The 22,568-nt window shown below is 48.4% G+C and carries 24 protein-coding genes; all 24 read right to left on the reverse strand.

All coding sequences use genetic code 11. The features are described from left to right. Window positions 1–7: 7 nt before the first annotated feature. Window positions 8–2,068 (reverse strand): chemotaxis protein CheA, encoded by a 2,061-nt coding sequence (locus CBW46_RS01220; RefSeq protein ID WP_089198204.1) that lies wholly within the window; start codon window positions 2,066–2,068, stop codon window positions 8–10. A gap of 52 nt (window positions 2,069–2,120) precedes the next feature. Beyond that, window positions 2,121–3,242 carry a protein-glutamate methylesterase/protein-glutamine glutaminase gene (locus tag CBW46_RS01225; RefSeq protein ID WP_089198205.1) on the reverse strand — a complete coding sequence of 374 codons (1,122 nt, stop codon included), beginning with the start codon at window positions 3,240–3,242 and terminating at the stop codon, window positions 2,121–2,123. A gap of 48 nt (window positions 3,243–3,290) precedes the next feature. After that, window positions 3,291–4,166 (reverse strand): MinD/ParA family protein, encoded by an 876-nt coding sequence (locus tag CBW46_RS01230; RefSeq protein WP_089198206.1) that lies wholly within the window; start codon window positions 4,164–4,166, stop codon window positions 3,291–3,293. Beyond that, window positions 4,159–5,466 (reverse strand): flagellar biosynthesis GTPase FlhF, encoded by a 1,308-nt coding sequence (flhF, locus tag CBW46_RS01235; RefSeq protein ID WP_089198207.1) that lies wholly within the window; start codon window positions 5,464–5,466, stop codon window positions 4,159–4,161. Before flhF ends, CBW46_RS01230 begins: the two co-directional genes overlap by 8 nt. Beyond that, window positions 5,463–7,496, reverse strand: coding sequence for a flagellar biosynthesis protein FlhA (flhA, locus tag CBW46_RS01240; RefSeq protein ID WP_089198208.1), 2,034 nt, complete (start codon window positions 7,494–7,496; stop codon window positions 5,463–5,465). The genes flhF and flhA overlap by 4 nt, the downstream gene beginning before the upstream one ends. A 21-nt stretch (window positions 7,497–7,517) precedes the next feature. Then, window positions 7,518–8,609, reverse strand: a complete 1,092-nt coding sequence (flhB, locus tag CBW46_RS01245; protein ID WP_089198209.1) for a flagellar biosynthesis protein FlhB — start codon at window positions 8,607–8,609, stop codon at window positions 7,518–7,520. A 15-nt stretch (window positions 8,610–8,624) separates the two neighbouring features. Further along, window positions 8,625–9,404 (reverse strand): flagellar biosynthetic protein FliR, encoded by a 780-nt coding sequence (gene fliR / locus CBW46_RS01250; RefSeq protein ID WP_089198210.1) that lies wholly within the window; start codon window positions 9,402–9,404, stop codon window positions 8,625–8,627. 13 nt (window positions 9,405–9,417) lie between these two features. Beyond that, window positions 9,418–9,687, reverse strand: coding sequence for a flagellar biosynthesis protein FliQ (fliQ, locus tag CBW46_RS01255; protein WP_089198211.1), 270 nt, complete (start codon window positions 9,685–9,687; stop codon window positions 9,418–9,420). A gap of 32 nt (window positions 9,688–9,719) precedes the next feature. Next, window positions 9,720–10,481 carry a flagellar type III secretion system pore protein FliP gene (fliP, locus tag CBW46_RS01260; protein WP_089198212.1) on the reverse strand — a complete coding sequence of 254 codons (762 nt, stop codon included), beginning with the start codon at window positions 10,479–10,481 and terminating at the stop codon, window positions 9,720–9,722. Next, window positions 10,478–11,131, reverse strand: coding sequence for a flagellar biosynthetic protein FliO (locus tag CBW46_RS01265; RefSeq protein WP_089198213.1), 654 nt, complete (start codon window positions 11,129–11,131; stop codon window positions 10,478–10,480). The genes fliP and CBW46_RS01265 overlap by 4 nt, the downstream gene beginning before the upstream one ends. Before the next feature lie 45 nt (window positions 11,132–11,176). Further along, window positions 11,177–11,539 (reverse strand): response regulator, encoded by a 363-nt coding sequence (locus CBW46_RS01270; RefSeq protein ID WP_089198214.1) that lies wholly within the window; start codon window positions 11,537–11,539, stop codon window positions 11,177–11,179. A gap of 29 nt (window positions 11,540–11,568) precedes the next feature. Next, window positions 11,569–12,861, reverse strand: coding sequence for a flagellar motor switch phosphatase FliY (gene fliY / locus CBW46_RS01275; protein WP_089198215.1), 1,293 nt, complete (start codon window positions 12,859–12,861; stop codon window positions 11,569–11,571). Next, entirely contained in the window at window positions 12,851–13,849 is a 999-nt protein-coding gene (gene fliM, locus CBW46_RS01280; RefSeq protein ID WP_089198216.1) for a flagellar motor switch protein FliM, read from the reverse strand. Before fliM ends, fliY begins: the two co-directional genes overlap by 11 nt. 39 nt (window positions 13,850–13,888) lie before the next feature. Beyond that, window positions 13,889–14,359: a flagellar basal body-associated FliL family protein gene (locus CBW46_RS01285; protein ID WP_089198217.1), complete on the reverse strand. Its 471-nt coding sequence runs from the start codon at window positions 14,357–14,359 to the stop codon at window positions 13,889–13,891. Continuing rightward, window positions 14,360–14,581, reverse strand: a complete 222-nt coding sequence (locus CBW46_RS01290) for a flagellar FlbD family protein (RefSeq protein ID WP_089198218.1) — start codon at window positions 14,579–14,581, stop codon at window positions 14,360–14,362. A 51-nt stretch (window positions 14,582–14,632) separates the two neighbouring features. After that, window positions 14,633–15,466, reverse strand: a complete 834-nt coding sequence (locus CBW46_RS01295) for a flagellar hook-basal body complex protein (RefSeq protein WP_089198219.1) — start codon at window positions 15,464–15,466, stop codon at window positions 14,633–14,635. Window positions 15,467–15,556: 90 nt separating this feature from the next. Further along, window positions 15,557–15,934, reverse strand: a complete 378-nt coding sequence (locus tag CBW46_RS01300) for a TIGR02530 family flagellar biosynthesis protein (protein WP_089198220.1) — start codon at window positions 15,932–15,934, stop codon at window positions 15,557–15,559. Further along, window positions 15,931–16,380, reverse strand: coding sequence for a flagellar hook capping FlgD N-terminal domain-containing protein (locus CBW46_RS01305; RefSeq protein ID WP_089198221.1), 450 nt, complete (start codon window positions 16,378–16,380; stop codon window positions 15,931–15,933). The genes CBW46_RS01300 and CBW46_RS01305 overlap by 4 nt, the downstream gene beginning before the upstream one ends. A gap of 37 nt (window positions 16,381–16,417) precedes the next feature. After that, a complete protein-coding gene (locus CBW46_RS01310; protein WP_089198222.1) occupies window positions 16,418–17,998 on the reverse strand; it encodes a flagellar hook-length control protein FliK in 1,581 nt (526 codons plus the stop codon). Between the two features lie 24 nt (window positions 17,999–18,022). Beyond that, window positions 18,023–18,934, reverse strand: coding sequence for a MotE family protein (locus CBW46_RS01315; RefSeq protein ID WP_089198223.1), 912 nt, complete (start codon window positions 18,932–18,934; stop codon window positions 18,023–18,025). Window positions 18,935–18,963: 29 nt separating this feature from the next. Further along, window positions 18,964–19,404: a flagellar export protein FliJ gene (fliJ, locus tag CBW46_RS01320; RefSeq protein ID WP_089198638.1), complete on the reverse strand. Its 441-nt coding sequence runs from the start codon at window positions 19,402–19,404 to the stop codon at window positions 18,964–18,966. Between the two features lie 11 nt (window positions 19,405–19,415). After that, window positions 19,416–20,738 (reverse strand): flagellar protein export ATPase FliI, encoded by a 1,323-nt coding sequence (fliI, locus tag CBW46_RS01325; RefSeq protein ID WP_089198224.1) that lies wholly within the window; start codon window positions 20,736–20,738, stop codon window positions 19,416–19,418. A 1-nt stretch (window position 20,739) separates the two neighbouring features. Continuing rightward, a complete protein-coding gene (locus CBW46_RS01330; RefSeq protein WP_089198225.1) occupies window positions 20,740–21,552 on the reverse strand; it encodes a FliH/SctL family protein in 813 nt (270 codons plus the stop codon). Continuing rightward, entirely contained in the window at window positions 21,545–22,558 is a 1,014-nt protein-coding gene (gene fliG / locus CBW46_RS01335; RefSeq protein ID WP_089198226.1) for a flagellar motor switch protein FliG, read from the reverse strand. The genes CBW46_RS01330 and fliG overlap by 8 nt, the downstream gene beginning before the upstream one ends. Between the last annotated feature and the right edge of the window lie 10 nt (window positions 22,559–22,568).

Genomic DNA, 22,568 nt, shown 5'->3' on the forward strand with positions numbered 1-22,568 from the left:
AAGCTATTTATTTGATCAACGCATTGGTGTCGATAATCAAGGCTACCTGACCATCGCCCAAAATAGTTGCTCCCGAAACAGCAAACAAATCCGTTAAATAGGTTCCAAGCGATTTAAGCACAATCTCCTGCTGGCCGATGAAGTCGTCCACAGCGACCGCAGCCAATTTGTCACCCTTACGTATGACAACGATCTGTAATTCCGTTTCAATGTCCTCCGTGGTGCCCGGCACTTCAAACAGTTTGGCCAGCGGCACCAACGGAATGACACCGTCCCGGTAGTCTACCATGCGATTGCCATGGACATACCGAATTTGATTAGGCTTGATTGCCGCTGTTTCCACGATGGAACTGAGCGGGATCGCGTATTTTTCATTCGACAACCGCACCAGCATGGCGGAGATGATCGACAAGGTAAGAGGCAGCTGTACCGAAAATTTCGTTCCCTGGCCTAAGGTTGAGCTCACTTGCACTCTTCCGCCCAAGCTCTCAATTTTGGTCTTCACCACATCGAGTCCTACGCCGCGGCCGGAAATGTCCGAAATCTTCTCAGCAGTACTGAATCCGGATGAGAACAACAGCAGATATACTTCTTCATCCGATAATTTGGCAGCCTCCTCTGGAGTGACGACGCCTTTTTGTATCGCGGTCTTCAGTACATTGTCACGGTTAATTCCGCGGCCGTCTTCCTCAATCTCGATGAACACGTAATTTCCGCTGTGGAAGGCCCGTAAATTGATCGTACCTGTTTCCGGTTTGCCTGCAGCGATGCGCTCCGCAGTCGGTTCCACACCATGGTCTACCGCGTTTCTGAGCAAATGTACCAGCGGATCGCCAATCTCATCCACGACCGTGCGATCTAATTCGGTGTCAGCCCCTGTGATGATAAGATCTACCTTTTTATCGAGCGTTTTCGCAACATCGCGAATCATTCGCGGAAACCGGTTGAATACCGTATCAACTGGGACCATCCGCAGCTTAAGCACGATACCCTGCAGGTCGCTACTTACCCGGGACATATGTTCCACGGTCTCGCTCAACTCGCTCTTCTTGAGTTCGCTAGCCAACTGCTCGAGCCGAACCCGATCGATTAATAGCTCGCTGAACAGATTCATTAATGCATCCAGACGCTCAATGTCCACGCGTATCGTCCGGCTGGATACTGGTGCCGAGCCAGCGGGTTTCTTCGCTTCGGTTCTGCCTGCCTGGGAAGGTGCTGCTGCGCTTGACACCGCCGCAGCTGGTGCTGTGCCTGTGGCTGCAACTTCTCTTTGGGCGGCATGTGTTGACAGCTGCAACAGCTTCTCCAGCTTCTCCGCGTCCAACGCTGTCACCAAAGCCTTGTCAATCTCTGACACAGCGGATATCTGCTTCTCCAACTCCTCCTTGTCAGCGTTGGACACGAAAAATACGGAAAACTCATGGTCAAACTTTTCTTGTTCGATATCTTCCACCGATGGAGCGGATTTGATAACCTCTCCGTTCTGCTCCAACACGTTGAAAACCATGTAAGCACGGGCCGCCTTAAGCACACAGCTGCGACTGATGCCGACTTCGATGTAGAATACACGCATTCCATTTTCGATGGACTGCTGTATAATAGACAGCTGAAACTCATCCAAGGCTGCGGAGGCTCCCGCTTCTTTGTCTGCAGCGTCGCCCTGCTGCGGCGCACCGCCCTTCACATACTCCCCGCTGACGATAGATTTCAGGGCATTGACTATCTCGGAAACATCAGCGCTCCCTGTCCCGCCCTGGATGATATCATCTACCATGGATTCGAGGAAATCCAAGCTCTTGAAGATGCAATCAAAAATAAAGGGATCCATCTTCAACTTGTCGTTGCGGACCAGGTCCAGCACATTCTCCATCTCATGTGTGAGTGACGCCAAATCCTCAAAACCCATCGTGGCTGACATGCCTTTCAGCGTGTGAGCAGAGCGGAAAATATTATGTACGATACTTATGTCTTCGGGATTGCTCTCGAGACTCATTAAGTTATCATTCAACGCCTGCAGATGCTCTCTCGATTCGTCAATGAACATAGATAAATATTGATTCGTCTCCAATAACCACACCTCCATCAATGTAAAATGCCTAAAACGTGTTCACGCCTAACATTTATCTCAGCACTGCCTGAGCTAGCTTCTGGGCTATGTCCTGCTGATTCAGCACATGCGTGACACAATTCAGCTCTACCGCTGCTCTTGGCATCCCGTATACGATGCATGTTTCTTCCGATTCGGCGATAGTGGTCACAGCCCCGGCATTTTTTAACGCTAGCATCCCTTTGGCTCCGTCGGATCCCATACCTGTCATCAGCACTATGTGCCTTTTCAATTCTTTGAACGGCAGCAGCGATTCAAACAGAGTATCAACCGACGGCCTGTGCCCGCCGCGTGGTTCCTCCTTGCTGATGTGAATTTTGTACGAGCCGGTGCCGTTACGGGCGACCGACATATGAAAGCCCCCGGGCGCAACATAAGCCACACCATTCTGCAGGATCATCCCATTCTTGGCCTCCACCACGCACACATTGGATACAGAATCCAGTCTTTGCGCTAACGATTTTGTGAAATTTGGCGGCATGTGCTGCACAATGACTATGGGCGCCGGCAGATGCGCTGGAATGTTCGAGATCACTTGATGCAAAGCCCGCGGCCCGCCGGTGGAAGTACCGATAGCGATGACCTGCTTAACCTGCGACGGTGCTTGTCCATTCAATGGATTAGTCGGTATAGGTCTCGGTTCATGCGTAATCGTTTGTTTCGCTTCAGTCCCGTGTTGTGGCCCTACGGACGGCTTCCAAGCTGGGGCTTGGTGTACACGAAACTTCGTTACATCGGCCTTCACCGCCACGCGCAGTTTTTCCAGCAATGCTGTCTGCACTTTGCGGAGATCCAAGGAGATGGAACCGGAAGGCTTGCCTATGAAATCTATAGCCCCCCGTTCCAGCGCGATAATTGTTTCTCTGGCCCCGTCCTGCGTCAAGCTGCTGAGCATAACAACCGGCGTAGGCTGCTCAGTCATAATCACTTGCAATGCATCCAAGCCGTTCATCTCCGGCATCTCAATGTCCATGGTCACCACCCGCGGTCTGAGCCGTTTGACCATTTCAACAGCTTGTTTGCCGTTTTTTGCGGCGCCTATCACTTTGAACTGCGGATCCTCGGAAATGAGATCGGTGATGATCTTACGCATGAAGACAGAGTCATCAACCACTAAAACTTCATAACTTTGCATAATATGGTTCACTCCTCAAGGTTGTCAGTATTTGTCGGTGAGAGGATGTCATTGCTTGAGCAGTCTGATCATTTTTGATAGAAACCCTTTCACCGCACTTTTTTGCTGATCCATAGGAGTCTGCCTGCTTATAAAAGCCTCGACAAGCTTGTCAATTGACTGTGACGCGGTACAAGCGGGATACTCAATGGTGAACGGCACCTGCTTTTTGACCGCTCTCGACACACAGCTGTCATCCGCTACGAAACCTAGAGCAGGAATGTCGAGTTGCAAAAACCGCTTGGCAACCAAGCTGATCTTATCCGCCGTGTGCTTCCCTTCCTGCCAGTCCGTGGCCCGGTTCACCACTAGCTTGAACCTAACAGGCTCGCGCATAGAATTCACCATTTTGATAATCGCATAGGCATCGGTGACAGAGGTTGGCTCAGGTGTTGTCACCACGATGGTTTCCTCGGCCGCCAGGATGAACTTTAATGTCTCCTTGGATAGACCGGCGCCGGTATCAAAAATAATGTAATCTACCGATCCGTTCAATTGGTCCACCTGTTGTGCAAAATAATCCAGTTGTTCCTCAGTTAGTCTAATCAAATCATTAAATCCGGAGCCGCCAGCTATAAACTGCAAACCGTTGTAGCCGACATTGATAATCTCCCATATCGTTTTTTCTTGTTTCAGTAAATGATACAAACTGTACTTCGCGGAGATCCCCATTAGCACATCTATGTTGGCTAAGCCGATATCAGCGTCAAAAACAAGCACGCGGAAGCCTCTCTTTTGAAGCGCCAATGCGAAGTTGAGCGTAAAGTTGGATTTGCCAACGCCGCCCTTGCCGCTGGTAACCGTAATAATGCGCGTGACTGTGGAGGTCTGCGGATTTTGCCGGTTTGAGATAAGATTCCGGAGTCCCTGGGCCTGGTCATTCATGGTTATGGGCCCCCAGTATCAAGTCAATGATGTATTGTTCGTGCAGTTCAGATATATCATCCGGCACATTCTGTCCATGCGTCACGTACGACAGCTGCAGCTTGAAGTCATTCACCAGATTAATGATCGCACCATACGAATTGGTTTCATCCATTTTAGTAAACAAAACTTTATCCAGTTTAAATTTGGAAAAGTTTTCGGCAATAACTTTCATGTCTTTGTACTTGGTGGTCAAGCTGAGGACGAGATACGTTTCACTCTTTCCTCCGGTGTGCAGCAGTGCGTTGAGCTCTGATACATACATTTCGTTACGGTAATTTCGGCCTGCCGTATCCATGAAAATGAGATCGCAGTCTTTCAACTGTTCAAACGCTTTTGGCAAGTCCTGTGGCGAAAATACGACTTCCAACGGAACGTTGAGAATGGTGGCATACGTCTTTAGCTGCTCGACAGCCGCTATACGGTAGGTGTCCGATGTGATGAATCCGACTTTACGTTGATGTTTCAACACCTGCTCTGCGGCCAGTTTGGCGATCGTTGTTGTTTTGCCTACCCCGGTTGGTCCCACAAAATGTACGATATTTGCGTCACGGTCCAACCGCTTTGACCCGCCGGTATGAAACAGTTTGGATAACTGTGAACGTAATGACTGTTCCACGTGCTCCTCTGTTAACGGAATGTCCGAATCCTGTGTTTGTTCCGCTACGGCCAGTATGATATCTTCTGCCAATGCTGCATCAAGCTCCTGAGCAAGCAGACGCTCACGGAATGCCTCAAGCACGGGGTGCAGAGCTGTTTGCTGTAATCCTTGCACTGAGAGCTTATGCATATATTCCTTCATTTGTTTCAGTTCATCTAACAGGATGTCTTCCTTTGCTTTCGCATTGGTTGAGTTGGATTCTCGTGCCTGTGTGTGAGCTGGCCCACCCTGTACCAAGAAGTCCGGCACTTCCGGGAAAACCGAGGCATCCTGCCGATCCATTGTCGAGGCTGGGTGTACCGATGCCGCCGCCGGTCTAGCGTAAGCGGCATGTGCATTTTGCTGTATAGTACCGAAACTCGGTTGGACGCTTTCCGCGTGCGTTGGAGGCTTGGCTGCGGGCGGGATCGTCCTGGAAGGTGCGGCGGCTTCCGAATCTGTTGCGGCAATGACTTCAATCCTTTTCTTGCTGAACATTCCCATGAAGCCCCCGGACTTGACTTCTTTGGTGTTCAGAATTACCGCGTCTTTACCTAACTCCGTGCGAATTCTATGCAGCGCATCGGGCATGGAATCCACTACGTACCGCTTTACCCTCATAAGTTAACTACCCCCATGCTTTGAATTTCGACGTTGGGTTCAAGCTCACTGTATGACAATACCGGTATATCCTGCATTGTTCGTTCCAGCAATTGCCTTAAATACATCCGAATAGTAGGCGACGTGAGAACAATCGGCGGCTGACCGGCCTGAATCAGCTTGCTGACTTGATCCGTTACGCGCTGATAGATCAGCTGGGTTGAGCTCGGATCGAGCGCTAAATAGCTGCCTTGATCCGATTGCTGTACGGACTCGGCGATTCTCTTTTCCAAAGTCGGTCCTACAGTAATTACTTTCAGCGAATCCCCGCTGGCAGCAAACTGCTGTGTGATTTGTCTGGACAACGCTTGTCTCACATATTCCGTTAAGATTTCGTGATCCTTGGTGTAGGTGGCGTAGTCCGCCAACGTTTCCAAGATCGTTACCAGATCGCGGACGGATATTTTTTCCCTGAGCAGCTTCACAAGCACTTTCTGTATATCCCCGGTGGACAGTACGCCGGGAATTAGCTCGTCCACCAACGCAGGATAGCTTTCTTTCACATTTTCGATCAATGCTTTCGTCTCTTGGCGTCCAAGCAGCTCATGAGCATATTTCTTGATTACTTCCGTTAAATGTGTCGCCACCACGGACGGCGGGTCTACCACCGTATAGCCGGACAGCTCGGCTCTTTCCTTCATCACCTCATCAATCCATAACGCAGGCAGTCCAAAAGCAGGCTCCAGTGTATCGATCCCGGCGATGGAATCATCATCGATACCCGGGCTCATTGCCAGATAATGATTGAGCAGCAGCTCGCCGCGCGCCACCGTATTGCCTTTGATTTTGATGACATATTCGTTCGGCTTGAGCTGAATGTTATCACGTATACGAATCACCGGAACAACAATACCCAACTCCAAAGCACACTGCCTGCGAATCAATATGATGCGGTCCAATAGATCGCCGCCCTGCTGGGTATCGGCCAACGGAATCAATCCATAGCCGAACTCAAATTCAATGGGATCCACCTGCAGCAGGCTGATTACGCTCTCAGGGCTTCGTACCTCTTCGATCTGCTGTTCCTCCTCGAGCATGTCTTCTTGTGCCTGCTGTCTGACCACGCTCTGCTGCATTTTGTAGGCCGCGAAAGCCAATAGAGCCGCGATAGGAAGTGTGGTAATAAGATGTATCGGTGTGAAAATTCCCAACAGCGTGATTGTTCCTGCGACGATGTAAAGCAGCTTCGGGTAAGAGAAAATCTGCGCTGTCAAATCGTGTGCTAAATTACCATCGGATGAGGCACGCGTAACAATCAAACCTGCCGCGGTGGAAATCAGCAGTGCTGGAATCTGACTAACTAGGCCGTCACCGATGGTCATAATGGAATAACGCTCACCTGCTTCGGCGATATCCATGCCCTTCATGGTCACACCGATAATCAATCCGCCCAAAATGTTAATGATAAGGATGATAATGCCTGCGATGGCATCACCTTTCACAAATTTGCTCGCACCGTCCATAGCCCCGTAAAAATCTGCTTCCTTGGCGATGTTCTCACGTCGTTCCTTAGCTTGTTGTTCGTTGATAAGACCTGCGTTCAGGTCAGCATCAATCGCCATTTGCTTACCAGGCATCGCATCCAGCGTAAAGCGGGCTGCGACCTCGGCAACGCGCTCAGAACCTTTGGTTATCACAATAAACTGCACCAGAACTAGAATGATAAAAACGACAAAGCCCACGACAATGTTCCCCTGGGCAACGAACGAACCAAAGGTTGTGACCACGCTACCAGCGTTGGCATGAGCCAAAATGTTTCTTGTCGTAGAGACATTTAACGCTAGACGAAACAGTGTGGTAATCAACAATAGTGAAGGAAATATAGAGAACTGAAGTGCATGGGTCGTGTTCATCCCGACGAGAATGATCACTAAAGCTACTGAGATATTGATGATCAGTAGGACATCCAACAACCAAATAGGTACCGGGACTACCATCATGAGTATGATTCCGATAACTCCAACGAGCACCACCAGGTCTTTCACTCTCACGCAGATGTCCTCCTTTCTGTCTTAGTTGGCCTTGCCTTTCATTTTGTACACGTATGCCAGCACTTCGGCCACCGCTTGGAACATGTCAGCCGGAATGCCTTCCCCGATTTCCACCTGAGCGTACAGAGCTCTCGCCAAAGGCTTATTTTCCATTGTGATAATGCCGTTTTCCTTCGCAATCTGCTTAATTTTCAACGCGAGGAAGCCCGTGCCTTTTGCTACAACCGTTGGGGCTTGCATCTGTTTCGCATCATAGCGCAACGCTACTGCAAAATGCGTAGGATTCGTGATCACAACATCTGCTTTCGGAACCTCCTGCATCATACGCTGGAGCGCCATGCGACGTTGTTTCTCGCGAATCTTCCCCTTGATTAGGGGATCGCCTTCCGTCTTCTTGTATTCGTCTTTTATGTCCTGCTTAGACATTCTAATTCCCTTTTCAAACTCGTACTTTTGGTACATGTAATCAAACAGCGCGAGAACGATAAGGACAATACCAATTTTTATGCCTAACTTCAGTGAAATGGATGCAATAATGGAAAAGATGCCTTCGAGCGGTATACTGGCGAATTCCATCAGGTGGCTCTTCTCTTCCCACAGTGTGGAATACACCACGTAGCCGATGACAAACAGCTTCAGTAAAGATTTTAATAACTCAACCAATGATCTTAAGCCAAAGATGTTTCTGGCCCCTTCGATCGGGTTCAGCTTGCTGAACTTCATCTTCAGAGGCTCACCTGTAATCAGAAAACCGAATTGTAAGTAGCTGCTGAAGATGGCTATCACCACCGCTACGAGCATGATAGGGGTCAAAAGCAGCAAGCTTTGTACCATCAACTGTTGAAACAGCTTCTCTATGTTTTCAACCGTTGTATCCATTAACAAGTAATCATTCAATACCGACCGGAAGATTAACATAATCTGATCTTTCATGTATCCGCCGAATAGATAGAACGATAAAATACAGAAAAAAAGAATGAATGCCGCAGGTACGTCCATGCTTCGGGCGACCTGCCCTTTCTCTCTCGATTCCTGCCGTTTTTTGGGCGTTGCGGGCTCGGTTTTTTCCCCGGCAAACATTTGCAAATCCAACTGCAGTTGAAAATGATTCACTTCCAGTCCTCCCGCTCAACCGGTGAATAACCCAATAAATTTTTGTAATGAATCCAGCATGGAGACAAAGGAACCCTCGAACACATCGTGATATCCCGGAAACAACATAATTAACAGCATGAAACCAATTAACATCTTCAGAGGCGCCCCCACGACAAAAATGTTGAACTGCGGTGCCACTCTAGATAGCAGGCCAAGTCCAATGTCTGTCAAAAGCAGTGCCGCGACAATGGGTGCTGCAATTTGCAAGCTGAGCGCGAACACGGTAGAGAACGTCTGTACCATAAACTGTGAAATCTGCCCATTGTACGTTTTAGAGAACACATCGTTAGACAGAGGAATCCATTCATAGCTCTCAATGATCGCCTTGAGCAGTGAGTGGTGACCGTTGAGTGAGAGAAACAGTACTACCGCGACCATATACTTGAAGTTCCCTAGAATGGGACTAGAAGCCCCGGTCATTGGGTCGATAACGTTGGAAATACCGAAGCCTATTTGTATGTCGATAAAAGAGCCTGCAATTTGAAACGCTGCGAAAAACATATATGCGACAAAGCCTAAGGTTACACCGACCAGAACTTCCCGGCAGAGCGACAACAAGTAAAGCGAGTCGAATGCCACCGGCGCGGATGAGCCAACTAACGAGTAAGCCATCAATGTCACAAAAAAAGCGAGTCCAATTTTAAAATGGTTCGGTATATTTCTGGATGAAAACACGGGCGCGACGACAAAAAACGATGTAATCCGACAAAAACAAAGCAGAAAGCTAGGCAAATATTGACTAACCCATTCCATCTTCAGTCACAACCTAGCCAATAAATTTGTGAAGGTTATTAAACAAGTTGTAAGTGTAATCGACTAATGTCGTTAAAATCCAGGGACCGAAAAATAAAATAGCCAACAGCACAGCGACGATTTTTGGAACAAAAGCCAGCGTCTGCTCCTGTATTTGGGTAGTCGCTTGAAATATGCTTATGATTAACCCAACCACCAGTCCTATGACAAGCATTGGTGCGCTGGTTTTCAGCACGGTATACACGGCCTCACCGGCCAGATGGATGACAAATTCCGAACTCACTCTGTATTCTCCTCCTGCATGTTTTGCCGCACCTAAGCGTTATAACTGAGCAGCAAGGATTTAACGACAAGATACCAGCCATCCACTAAAATGAACAGCAATATCTTGAATGGCAGCGAAATCATCACCGGCGGAAGCATCATCATTCCCATCGCCATGAGCGTGCTTGATACAACCATATCAATGACCAAAAACGGGATAAAAATCATAAAACCCATTTGAAAAGCCGTTTTAAGCTCACTTATCGCGTAGGCGGGCACTAGTGCCGTGAGAGGAGTATCCTGAATGCCGCCTGGCGGCTCCGTTTGTGTGTAGTCCAGAAATAACTTCAAATCCTTTTGCCGCGTATGTTCAAACATAAACTCTTTCATTGTCAGAGAAGCGCGTTCGAGTGCTGCCGTTTGCGTCATCTCACCCTTCAGATATGGCTGCAGCGCGGTCTGATTCAACTCTCCGAATGTAGGAGCCATAATGAAAAAAGTGAGAAACAGAGCCAATCCGATTAGCACTTGATTGGGAGGCATTTGCTGCGTGCCCAACGAAGTGCGCACAAATCCGAGAACAATGATAATTCTAGTAAAACTCGTCATTAGAACGAGAATTGCTGGTGAGAGACTTAATATCGTAATCAACAGGATAATGTTTATCGTGTTGGATGCGCCCCCCGGCGTGTTAGACGAACCAATATCAATATCAATGCCTGGTATCGGTTCTGCAGCGTAAGTTTGCGTACCACTGCTGAACAGCAAAGTGCACAAGGATACAACGGTAAGAGCGATAGCCTTCCATTTCATTGTTTATCATTCAACCGATCTTTATTGTTCTCATCCAGCCAGATCTCTTCCACCATTTTTTTGCGATCGGACAGATACTGCATTTTATTGTGAAACACTTGCTGGAAGGACGATGTGATGTCGGATTCTTCCAAGATATCTTCGTCATCCCTTTTCCTTAATTTGTTGAACCAGTTGGTCAGCGTGTGATAGCCTGCTTTATGCACTGAACTTCCCGATGATAGCATTTCGGTGATATAGGCAACCTCTTCGGCATCTTGAATTTTTTCCATCAGCTGCACGTTTTCTCCAACGCCCACTATATATAGGGAACGGCCGATTTCAACCACTTGAATCGATTTATTCTGACCCAGTGGCACGCCGCCCAACGAACGCAGCGAGCGCCCAAACAACATTTTATTTTTTTGGGCAATAAACTTAATTACTACGAAAAATAATCCGATAATAATAAGAAGAAAAAAGATCACTTTAGTAATCATAACTGCCGTATCTACGGTACTCACGCTACCTGCGTAACCGAGATCCGGCGCGCTCTTATGCGGCATATCCGATGGAGCGCCCGGTTCCCCGTAGCACACCAACGAGAAACCGGCAAAGCTGAACATCCCCACGAGTATGAATGCATAAAGATTGGTTGCGGGTCTTGTCATTGATCACATTCCCTTCGGGCTATGTCAGACTCTCGCCTGAACTTATCAGCCTAACGTCTTCTTAATCGCTTCAATGACACGATCTGCTTGGAAGGGTTTCACAATAAAATCCTTGGCGCCGGCTTGAATCGCATCTATAACCATCGCTTGCTGTCCCATTGCGGAACACATGATGACTTTGGCGCTTGGATCCAGCTTTTTAATTTCTTTCAGTGCAGCAATACCATCCATCTCTGGCATCGTAATGTCCATCGTTACCAAATCAGGCCGTAATTCTTTGAATTTCTCAATCGCTTGTACCCCGTCATTACCTTCTCCAACTACTTCATATCCATTTTTTGTCAAGATATCTCGAATCATCATTCTCATGAACGCTGCATCATCTACTACTAAAATTCGGTTCGACATGTGTAAACAGTCCTCCTAGGGTATGATTGTTATTTTAATTTTTGAATTCGATCCCATTGATTCACTATATCTGTGACACGCACCCCGAAGTTTTCGTCAATTACGACAACCTCGCCCTTGGCAATCAATTTGTTATTTACTAAGATGTCGACAGGTTCACCGGCAAGCTTGTCCAGCTCTACGATAGAGCCCTGAGACAGTTCAAGAATATCCTTAATCACCTTATGTGTTCTTCCCAATTCCACCGTGACCTTCAGCGGGATGTCCAAAAGTAAACTCAGGTTGGTATCCTCGGCTGGAGACAGCTGCACAGGGTTAAACCCGGAAAACTGCGCTGGCTGCACATTCACATTACGCACGGGGCCGGTACCATACGTTGCCGGCGGTTGTTGATGCATCGGCTGCTGCGGCGGATACACCGATGATTGATCGTACATCGGCTGCTGCGGCGGATACATAGGCGGCTGCTCGTACATCGGCTGCTGCGGCGGCACAGGCGGCTGCTGGTGCATAGGCCGCTGAGCGTAAGATTCTTCTACCGGCGGTGGTGCCACTGGCTGCTGCTGTACGGAAGGCGCCGATTGTGCGGGCTCAGACGCCGTAGCGGCCGCAGATTGGTCTACGCTGTCTCCCCCTCCCATTAGAATGGACACCATTTCCTTGGCGAAGCTAACAGGAAGCAGCTGCATGATCGACGAATCAATCAGATCTCCAATGGTCAAGCGAAACGAAATTTTCACAAACACATCTTCGGACGGTAGCGTTGCATTGCCAGCTGATTCTTCAGCTAGATTCAGTATATCAATCCCCGGAGGAGAGATATTTACGAAGCGATTAAAAATTGTAGACATCGAAGTGGCGGAGGAGCCCATCATCTGGTTCATTGCTTCCTGTACGGCACTGATATGTATTTCCGATAGTTCTGTCTCCTGCCCCTTGCCGTCTCCACCCATCATTAGGTCAGCGATAACTTGCGCGTCCCGTGTTTTGATGACCAACAAATTAATACCATCGAAACCATCGACATAATTCACATGCACCGCGACGTGCGGCTTAGGAAATTCATCCGCCAAATCTTTTCGCGCGATCACTGACACTTTGGGAGTTGTTATATCGACTTTTTTCCCTAGCAGTGTAGACAATGCCGTAGCGGCGCTGCCGAAAGTGATATTGCCGATTTCGCCAAGCGCATCTTCCTCTAAGGAAGACAAATAATCTTGCACGCGCACCACACCAGTTGAGTCATCTGAAGAATCACCGGATGATTGTTTTAATAACGCATCGATTTCCTCTTGAGACAAATAATCTTTGTTATTCGTCATTTTCTTCCGCTCCTTCACTTACAATCTCCGTGATCTGCACTGCCATTTTGCCTCTGCTCGTGCCCGGATTTCCTATAAATTTAAGCCTTTCACCAATGCGGATATTAAGCAGCTCGTCAACCGGTTTATTCAAAGAAATGACATCCCCAACCTGTAAGTTCAAAAACTCGTGCACTGATATTTCCGACTCACCCAGCTCCGCCATGATGGGAAGCTTAGCTTTATGCAGTTTGGACTGCAAGGCCACGATATCTTCCGGTGCGCTGGTTTTTTTCTGGGACACGAACCAATGGTGCACCGACAATCTCGGCATAATGGGCTCGATGACCACATGTGGAATACACAAGTTGATCATTCCTGTTGTATCGCCAATTTTCGTACTCAAAGAGATTAGTGCAATAGTCTCATTAGGAGAGACAATTTGCATAAACTGCGGATTGGTTTCCAATGCTTCCATGCGCGGCGCCAGATCGACCACGGTTTTCCACGCTTCCTGCAGGCTTTCAAAGGTTCTGCTGAAAATGCGTTCCATGACGATGGTCTCGATTTCGGTTAAGGCGTTGATCTTTGCGGGTGAAGTTCCGGCTCCGCCCAGGAGACGATCAAGCATGGCGAATGCTACGTTGGGATGCACCTCTAGCACCATTCGGCCTTCGAGGGGCTCCGCTTCAAAGATGTTAAGAATGGTCATTTTTGGTATTGACCTGATGAATTCATCATACGGCAATTGTTCGACTTGTACCACATTTATTTGCACAAAAGTTCTCAGCTGAGCTGAAAAATATGTCGTTAAATAGCGGGCAAAATTTTCATGAATTCGTGTGAGACTGCGTATATGATCCTTAGAGAACCGGACTGCTCTTTTGAAATCATACGCCCTGACTTTTTTCTGCGTATCTTCCTTTTTGAGCTCCTCGGCGTCCATTTCGCCGGAAGATAATGCGGCTAACAAGGCGTCTATTTCATTCTGCGAAAGTACATCAACCATTTCGTCACCTCCCCCATGCCGTTTCTTGTGCTGCCGTATTTATTGCAGGACACTGGCTGTGATCCAAATTTGCTTGATGTTTCCGGAGGTTAGCAATGGGTTCATTTTATTCATAAGAGCCGAAGTCAGATTATCAAAGCCTTTGCTTCCTTGTACCTGTTCTGGCGTTGTATCCGCGAGAGTTTGTACAATGATTGCCTTCATTTTGAAGTCCAGCTTCTCAAACTCCTCTTTGGCCTTCTTGTTTTCCATTTCGATAGCGAAGCTCGCTTTGATGAAGCGGTTGTTGGCCGCCAGATTAGTCATAACATCCTCAATGAGAACCGTGTTTTCTTTCGTTTCATCCGGTGACGCTTGCTCCGCCTCGTTTGCTGAAGCTTGATCCTGCTGGGTCGGACTGGCGCCGGCTGATTTCTCCATGTAATTCCATAACACGAAGGCAGCTGTTAAAATCAATGTAATCGCGATAAGAATGGCCACTACCAGTAAAAAAACTCTGCTTTTAAGCAACTACAACCCCTCCGAGTCCAAACTCTTAATTGTTCCGGTAACTAAACCGATCGATTGCAGATACTGGGTCACAAGCTGCACCACTACACTTTCCGGTTCTAGTACGGTGATCCTTCTGCTGGTAACCAGGGTGACAATGGTGTCAGGTGTTTCTTCAATATTCTCAATCAGCAAAACATTTACCGTAATGGGTTTTCCATTCAGACGGGTAAGCCGAATCATGACTAGCCTCCGATTTCTAAGATTGGGGGAGACCAGACTCCCCCTCCGCTGTTAATTCTTCAGATTAACAACTTCCTGCAAAATTTGGTCCGATGTGGTGATGATGCGTGAATTCGCCTGGAAACCACGCTGCGCAACGATCATCTCAGTGAATTCGGCAGTCAAGTCCACATTCGACATTTCGACCTGACCGGTTACTATGGCACCGGTGCCTGTTTCAGCGTCATTTGCTACACCCAGCAAGTCCGCTACTGCTTGTTCAGAATTGGAATTGCCGGTACCACGGTACAGATTGCCCCCGATCTTTTCCAAGCCGGCGGGATTCGGCACTTTAACTACCCCGATAAATACTCCCGAATTGTTAGTGGCTCCGGTATCGTCTGTAGTGATGATTTCGCCTGAGTTAGAGATGGAATATGCCGTGACGGTGCCCAAATCATCGAGGTCAATGATATCTCCCGCACTGTCAACTACAAACATCCCATCAGCTGTCACGAGCTGGTTGTTCGCATCAAAACTGAAATTGCCGGCGCGAGTCAAAAAGGGCTCCTCTTGCTCCTCGGTTGCTTTAACTGCGAAAAAACCGTCCCCGTCAATTCTCAAGTCTGTGGGATAATTCGTAGTCATCGCGCTTCCTGGTGTGTGCAGCGTGTCTATTGCGCTAAGTGCCACGCCGAGACCGACTTGCTTAGCGTTAACCCCTCCTGTCGCACCATCTGCTGAAGGCGTCGCCCCGGCAACAGTCTGGCTTAGGATGTCCTTGAACATAACGCGCCCAGCTTTAAAGCCGACCGTATTTACGTTTGCAATGTTATTACCGATGACATCCAGCTTGGTTTGAAAACCTCTCATGCCAGAAACACCGGAATATAAAGATCTTAACATACAATATTTTCCTCCCATTGGGGTAATGTAATTAGGTTGCTTCTATCGTTCCACAACCCGGAGCTTCCTGAGCAGGGCCGGCTCCCATTGTTACGAAATGATCACCGCACTATCGATCTGTGTGAACAAATTATTTTTCATAGATGCTTGATCTAATGCGGTGATAACGGTTTTGTTCTTGATGTTCACAATAAGCGCAGTGTGGTCGATCAGCATTAAGGACTCTGTAGCGCCTTTCGAAGCCGCATTGTCAATAGCATTACGGATTTTGGCCAACTGTTCCGGCTGGAACTCAATCCCTCTCTGTCTGAGCCGCAGTTCAGCGTGGTTGCTGAATCGAACGAGCTCATTTTGCAGGAGGTTGTCAAATGTCGCATGTTGACTGCTCGGTCGCTGTTCGTTTCTTGTGGGAGGTGCAGGCCTCAGGGTGCCAGGATAGAGCTGTCCGATAGAAATGCGCTCAGTCATGGCGTTGCCTCCGAATTCGTAATCTTCGAAATTCGATCCAGCGCTATTTGCTCATCCTTGACCACCGCATACTGACCGTCAGGTTTCACTACAATCGATTCAACCATGCCACTTTTGGTGGTGTCTTGCTCGCCATTCTTGCCCGCGACGATCCAAGAAATTTGCTTTCCAATAATCCCGGAGGCGAAACCCAGCGTTTGGCGCAGCTGCTTCAGCTCCGTGCTCATATTGCTCAATTGTTCGACAGACGTAAATTGTGCCATCTGTGCAATAAATTCTTTATCCTGCAGAGGCTGCATCGGATCTTGGTGGTTCAATTGAGTTATTAAAATTTTTAAAAATTCATCCTTGCCTAGCTGGCTTTTGTCACCGGTACCCGCATTGCTTATGTTGGTTTTGCTGTAGTATGGATACACATTTTTAGTTCCCACTGCCGGATTTGGCATATTCTCACCTCCCAGTCAATCCTAGACGATTCAGTTATTAAGCAATCGTATCGATTGAGGTATGTCTCGAAGCGCGCGAACTCTGAGCAGGTTTGTCCTTTGGTTGAGCCAGCTCGTCATCGAGTGCCACAATCTCTCCTGAACTGGCGTCCTTTTGCTGCTTGTTGGATTGTTTAAACTGCTGCTGGCGCTGCTCTTGGAATAACCCCGATTCAAACGCTTGACTTTGGCTTACTTCCAGCTTATCCACCTGAATGCCTTGGCTTTGCAATGTTGTTTTCAATTGTGATAATTGACTTTCAAGCATCTCTCTGCCGACTGCACTTTCTGCCACAAATTGCGCCACCAGCTGTCCGTTCTGCATTGTCAACTTAACGTCCACTTGACCCAGATGCTCAGGGTATAATGACAGCTTGGCTTCTGTGATACCTTCAGCTCGAACGTCCATTGTGAAGGATTTGATCACAAACTCTGCCATCTCCTCTACAAAAGCTGGTGCGTTCATGACCAGAATCAGCGTTTTGTTTATCCGTTCACCATTGTCCAACTTTTTCAAGAATTCATGGATCGGCATTGCTTGATTGTCCTCGGTCATTTCGGTCGGCATTTCCACTAACGGTTCAAACAACGGTGCATCAACGGTCACTAGCGAACTGGACGTGACAGTTTGCGGGGGCGCTGATTTCGCTGCCAAAATCTCAAGCTTAGGATTCACGCTGACCGGTTGTGCCTGAACTTCAATTGACACCGATGTGTCGGGCTTTAACAGATTCTGCTGTGCATTTGGCCTGCTGTGAGAAAGTGCACTTCCGCCTGCCAAGGTGTAGCTGCCGTTGGCTGTGCCGGACTTATTTACTTCATCCTGCCTGCGACCGGCAAGCAAAGGAGCCAGCACTTCTTGCAGTTCCGCAACCTTAGCGTGAATTGTTCGCGCAGATTCGGTAACAGCCACCTGAGATTTAGTAGTTTGTTGCAGCACCTCCTTAACCTGCTGCAACAAGTCGATTGCCTCAGATTTGCTAAAATTACTCAAAGTCGATACTGCTTGACCTGGCAGGGAATCATCTGCTTCTAACGGCTGCTCCATAGGAACAAACAGCAAAGAATTTACACCGACTGCTTTCACGTTGTGGTTTGCGAGCGGCAGTTCCACTGCGCGGTCACCAGTCACTGCGTCTCCCGAAGAATTGCCATCCGGTGCAACTGCTGGTTCCGTGAATGACGAGTATGCCATAAGTGCCGCCTGCATTTGCACCAGCCAAGCTTGTACATCCGGGTTATGTAACAGGGCGGATGCATCTTCTGAGTCGGCATCCAGCAATTCAACTAGTGCATCCAACTGCTGCAATGCAGCTTCAGCTTGTGTGTCCGGAGACACACTCGCAGTACGCTCGAAAGCCAAGAGCAGCTGGTTCAATGCAGCTAAACCCGTCAAAGAGAGTTGTACACTCGGTTGGCTGTCCGTCGGCATACCGGCCAACACACCATTCAACGCTGCGGAAAAGCCGCCAACTGCTTGCCCGTTTACCTCGGCCGACGCTGAGGCGATGGTATTGCCGGCTACTGAGGTGCTCGTGAAGGCAGCTGCGTTAATCGGAGCTTGACTTTGTACTACCATAGTAATTCACCTCCCTTCCTCATTTCATTGAACCAGACGGTTCGAGATTATAGCTGCCGTCTCCTTGGATTGCTCTGCCACAGCAGTAATGACTTTGGAACGCCCGACGCTGTCCATTGAACTCAAAATCGCGACCACCTTCTCCGGATTGCTTTTATACATCTCCATTAGCACTGTCGCCGCGCTCTTAGGTGTCATATTTGCGAAGGTGCTCCCTAAATCATCCTTGCTAAGCTTTTCGCTTACGCCCTCTTCTGTCGGAGCCGCTTGCTTTAACCGGTCTTGCAGTGCCGCAATCTGTGTGTCCCTGGCCGTAGTTTGATCCTTCAGCAGAATGGATGACTCGGCGGCAATTTTAGGATCCATTTTTTCCAGCACCTTAACCCGTTCGTCCGTTTTCATCTTACTCAGAACGAGCACCCGCTCGGCAGTTGTCAAGTTTTCCAAGATCGGTGCGGATTTCGATGGAGACATCTTCGCATACATCGTCGCAAGCTGCTGCACTTGATTATCATATTCCTCATCAGATTGTGTTTTGGCCTGCACTTGTTCCTCTAACGCGGTATTCTTCGCCTCAAGCTCTTTAATCGCCTGATCGCGCTGTGCGAGCAACTCATCCGACTTAATTAGATCCTGCTCTTTCTCTTGCAAATCGCTGGTCAGGGATTGAACCGTTTCTTCCGGCGTGGGTGCAGTTGTCTCGTCCGCAACGGGCCCTTCAGTTTCTGCAGATGCCGTTTTCGGATCAGGAATGACGCTGTTAACCACGGGCACACGATTAGCTGCTTTCAGGACATTGTTCACCACATCGTAGTCAAAAATGGTGAGCAGTACACCGAGAAGCACCGCAGTGAACACAAACGGAATCAAGAACCAAATAAGAAACCGTTCCATCGCACCGTACGAGGACCCATTTTCCACATCAGTGTCCGCCATATGCCTCACCTCCTATATTCTGTCGGCTCCTACGATAACCTCTGGAACCGATTGGTTGCCATTTCGTCTAGCTGTTCTTGTTCCTTTTTCAGCATGTTGATCACAAATTTTTGCTGAGCCCGGTTTTTCGCTTTGGTCCAAATCTCTTCTTCCAATGCTTTGCCAGCCAGCGTCTCTTTTTTGCTGGCCATTACCGCTTGAGCCTTCTGTAAATCTTTGTTCTTCATCACGATTTGATGATCAATTTGATCAACCATTTGCTGAATGATCATGATCTGCGATATGGTCGTTTTATTAGAAGAAACGGTATGCAGTCGCTCATGCAGATGATCCTTCTCGGTAACCAGCTCGGCTAAAGAAGTTTCCTGTGCTTTAACCTTGCCGATCGCTTCTGACAGCAGCCATTCCGCTTGAATTTTTTCGTTGGTTTTGAGATCCACTATTTTCTGGAAAGCATATCGAAAGCGCATGGTATACATTCTCATCCCTTATAAAATTCTCGAATTAATCTGTGCTGAGCTTCCTCATACGTCAGCTTCTCATTCACTCTCTGTTTGGTGTAATCCCAGATGGATTGAATGTGTTGTAAAGAAAGATCAATTTCCGGATTAGAGCCTGGCTGGTACGCCCCGATATTGATTAAATCTTCCGAATCTTTATAAACAGAAAGTAATCGTTTTAGGTGTTCGGCTGCCAGCATCTGTTCGGCAGGGACGATTTCCTTCATCACACGGCTGACACTTGACAGTACGTCGATCGCCGGATAGTGGCCTCTGTTAGCGATGTTCCGATCTAGTACGATATGCCCGTCTAATATACCTCGTACTGCATCCGCAATCGGTTCATTCATGTCGTCGCCGTCAACCAGGACGGTGTAAAACGCAGTAATCGAGCCCTTTGGTCCGGTACCCGACCTTTCCAGCAGCTTTGGCAGCGTGGCAAACACTGAGGGCGTGTATCCCCTCGTAGCGGGCGGCTCACCTACTGCCAAACCGACTTCACGCTGCGCCATGGCGAAACGGGTGACCGAGTCCATCATCATCATCACGTTTAACCCGCGGTCTCTGAAATATTCGGCGATGCTGGTTGCGATCAAAGCACCTTTGATCCGGATAAGCGCGGGTTGATCCGAAGTAGCGACAATGACCACCGATCTGGCAAGGCCTTCTGGACCAAGATCGCGCTCAATGAAGTCCAGCACCTCACGTCCGCGTTCACCGATAAGTGCAATCACGTTAACATCGGCTGAAGTATTTCTCGCTATCATCCCCATCAACGTACTTTTCCCAACACCGGAACCAGCGAAAATACCGACCCGTTGTCCTCTACCGATTGTGAGTAAACCATCGATGCACCGCACACCCACGCTGATCGGATCAAGAACACGCGGTCGCTTCAGCGGATTGCTGGGGGCGTTGTTCGTTGAGTATTGCGTCATCCTCGAAGGGAGAAATGTTCCATCCAGAGGCTGTCCCAGTCCGTCCAATACTTTGCCCAACAGCTCGTGCCCCACTTGTACCGACAAAGGTTTGCCAGTGCCGACGACGTCGCAGCCCGGACCGATAGCTTGCAGTTCTCCTAGAGGCATTAACAGAACTTTATTGTTCTTAAAGCCCACAACCTCTGCTTTCAACGGTCGATTTGACTTTAACGGGAAGATGTAACAAACATCGCCAATGCTCGCGTCAGGACCTTCCGACTCAACGGTTAGTCCTATTACTTGAGTGACTTTGCCGTTGACACGTATCGGATCGATCTGTCTGAGATGCTCGATGTACTTGGAGGTATTCAGCGATTGCCCCATGCTACTCTCCCTCGTTTCTCACTGCCAGCTGCTGCAAAGCGTTTTTAATTTCATTCAGCTGAGTATCAATTCTGGCGTCGATGCTGCCGAACGACGAGCGAATCACACAACCGCGATCATGTACTGAGGGATCAGGAATGATTTGCAGCTCCGCCTGAGAGTCTATATGCAGTAGAAGCTCCTCTCTGGCGTCCTGTATATTCGAAAAATGCGCGGGTGCGATACATAAAGTAATGATGCCTTTTTCCTTTCGTCTAGCCAGCACCGATTGGATTAATTCAATCACCCAGGATGATTCCACAGTGAGCTGCCTTGCGATGATTTTCTCGGATATTGCACAGCTCATTTCAATTAGAAAGGGTTCTGCTTCCTGGATGATCTGCTGCTTTGATATGTAAGCTTGCTCTAAAATCTGCGATGCTTCTTGCAGCATTTCACTGTACTGCTGACGCAGTTCCTCTTCAGCCCGCACCAACCCGTCTTGATAACCCTGTGAAAAGCCTTCATCTTTCAGTTTGTTTTGCAGCTCGTCATCATCTTGCCTGCGTTCGTTCCACCACTGCTGAATTTCCTCCTGCGCCCGCTCCCGAATCGCGGAAGCCTCGGACATAGCCGCTCTAACCTGCTCTTCAGCGAATGTTTCCGCATCGTTCAATATCTGCTCTTTGATTTCAGTCAGTTCTGTGAGTTCCTGCCTCTGCTCTTGAGTCATGTGACTTGGATCAACGGCATTGTCGTCAAACGCTGGTCGACGTTCGACCAGTTTCACGTCGTCTAATGATACATAATGAGTATATTTAATCACATTAGACAACGATATCATCTCCTCCACCGCGCGCAATGATAATCTCACCGGACTCCTCTAACCGGCGGATCGTCGCAACAATCCGGGTCTGAGCTTCTTCAACGTCCCGCAATCGTACGGGTCCCATGAATTCCATCTCTTCCTTAAAGGTTTCCGCCATGCGCTTGGACATGTTCTGGAATATCGCCTCCCGAACTTCTTCGCTCGCCACTTTCAGCGCCAATTGCAGATCAGCATTCTCGATGTCGCGGATAATTCTTTGAATTGAACGGTTATCGATGTTAACGATATCTTCGAATACAAACATTCGCTTCTTAATCTCTTCCGCCAGCTCGGGATCTTGAATTTCCAACGAATCCAGAATGGTACGCTCCGTACCACGGTCAACGCCGTTCAGTATTTCTACGATAGCGGAAATGCCGCCCGCATTCGTGTAATCTTGTGTTACAGTGGCCGACAGTTTTTGTTCGAGAACACGTTCCACCTGGCTGATCACTTCGGGCGATGTACTGTCCATTAACGCCACGCGTTTGGCAACATCCGCTTGCTTTTCCTGCGGCAGCGATGACAGAATGATCGACGACTGCTCAGGCTGGAGATAGGCAAGCACCAACGCGATGGTCTGAGAATTCTCATTTTGAATAAAATTCAGAATCTGCGCGGGATCGGCTTTTCTCGCAAAGTCAAACGGCCGCACTTGCAGAGTCGCCGTTAACCTGTTGATAATGTCCAGCGCTTTTTGAGAGCCTAGCGCCTTCTCTAATATATCTTTTGCGTATGCGATACCGCCTTGTGAAATATACTCCTGAGCCACGCAGATCTGATGAAATTCCGAAAGGATGGACTCTTTCTCCGCGTTGTCTACCTTTCTGACGTTTGCGATTTCCAATGTCAATTGCTCGATCTCTTCATCGCGCAAATGCTTAAAAATTTCAGCAGAGACCTCGGGTCCTAAACTGATCAACAAGATGGCTGCTTTTTGACGTCCTGTTAATCCCTGACTCGTTCTAGCCAATAAAAGCCCA

It is taken from the genome of Paenibacillus xerothermodurans (assembly GCF_002220865.2).
Lineage (GTDB): Bacteria > Bacillota > Bacilli > Paenibacillales > NBRC-103111 > Paenibacillus_S > Paenibacillus_S xerothermodurans.

Bases quoted from the DNA above. Each gene is read 5' to 3' on its own strand.
- CBW46_RS01225 (WP_089198205.1), bottom strand. From the start codon at position 3,242: ATGCAAAGTTATGAAGTTTTAGTGGTTGATGACTCTGTCTTCATGCGT.
- CBW46_RS01230 (WP_089198206.1), bottom strand. From the start codon at position 4,166: ATGAATGACCAGGCCCAGGGACTCCGGAATCTTATCTCAAACCGGCAA.
- flhF (WP_089198207.1), bottom strand. From the start codon at position 5,466: ATGAGGGTAAAGCGGTACGTAGTGGATTCCATGCCCGATGCGCTGCAT.
- fliR (WP_089198210.1), bottom strand. From the start codon at position 9,404: ATGGAATGGGTTAGTCAATATTTGCCTAGCTTTCTGCTTTGTTTTTGT.
- fliP (WP_089198212.1), bottom strand. From the start codon at position 10,481: ATGAAATGGAAGGCTATCGCTCTTACCGTTGTATCCTTGTGCACTTTG.
- CBW46_RS01265 (WP_089198213.1), bottom strand. From the start codon at position 11,131: ATGACAAGACCCGCAACCAATCTTTATGCATTCATACTCGTGGGGATG.
- CBW46_RS01270 (WP_089198214.1), bottom strand. From the start codon at position 11,539: ATGTCGAACCGAATTTTAGTAGTAGATGATGCAGCGTTCATGAGAATG.
- fliY (WP_089198215.1), bottom strand. From the start codon at position 12,861: ATGACGAATAACAAAGATTATTTGTCTCAAGAGGAAATCGATGCGTTA.
- fliM (WP_089198216.1), bottom strand. From the start codon at position 13,849: ATGGTTGATGTACTTTCGCAGAATGAAATAGACGCCTTGTTAGCCGCA.
- CBW46_RS01290 (WP_089198218.1), bottom strand. From the start codon at position 14,581: ATGATTCGGCTTACCCGTCTGAATGGAAAACCCATTACGGTAAATGTT.
- CBW46_RS01295 (WP_089198219.1), bottom strand. From the start codon at position 15,466: ATGTTAAGATCTTTATATTCCGGTGTTTCTGGCATGAGAGGTTTTCAA.
- CBW46_RS01300 (WP_089198220.1), bottom strand. From the start codon at position 15,934: ATGACTGAGCGCATTTCTATCGGACAGCTCTATCCTGGCACCCTGAGG.
- CBW46_RS01305 (WP_089198221.1), bottom strand. From the start codon at position 16,380: ATGCCAAATCCGGCAGTGGGAACTAAAAATGTGTATCCATACTACAGC.
- CBW46_RS01310 (WP_089198222.1), bottom strand. From the start codon at position 17,998: ATGGTAGTACAAAGTCAAGCTCCGATTAACGCAGCTGCCTTCACGAGC.
- CBW46_RS01315 (WP_089198223.1), bottom strand. From the start codon at position 18,934: ATGGCGGACACTGATGTGGAAAATGGGTCCTCGTACGGTGCGATGGAA.
- fliJ (WP_089198638.1), bottom strand. From the start codon at position 19,404: ATGCGCTTTCGATATGCTTTCCAGAAAATAGTGGATCTCAAAACCAAC.
- fliI (WP_089198224.1), bottom strand. From the start codon at position 20,738: ATGGGGCAATCGCTGAATACCTCCAAGTACATCGAGCATCTCAGACAG.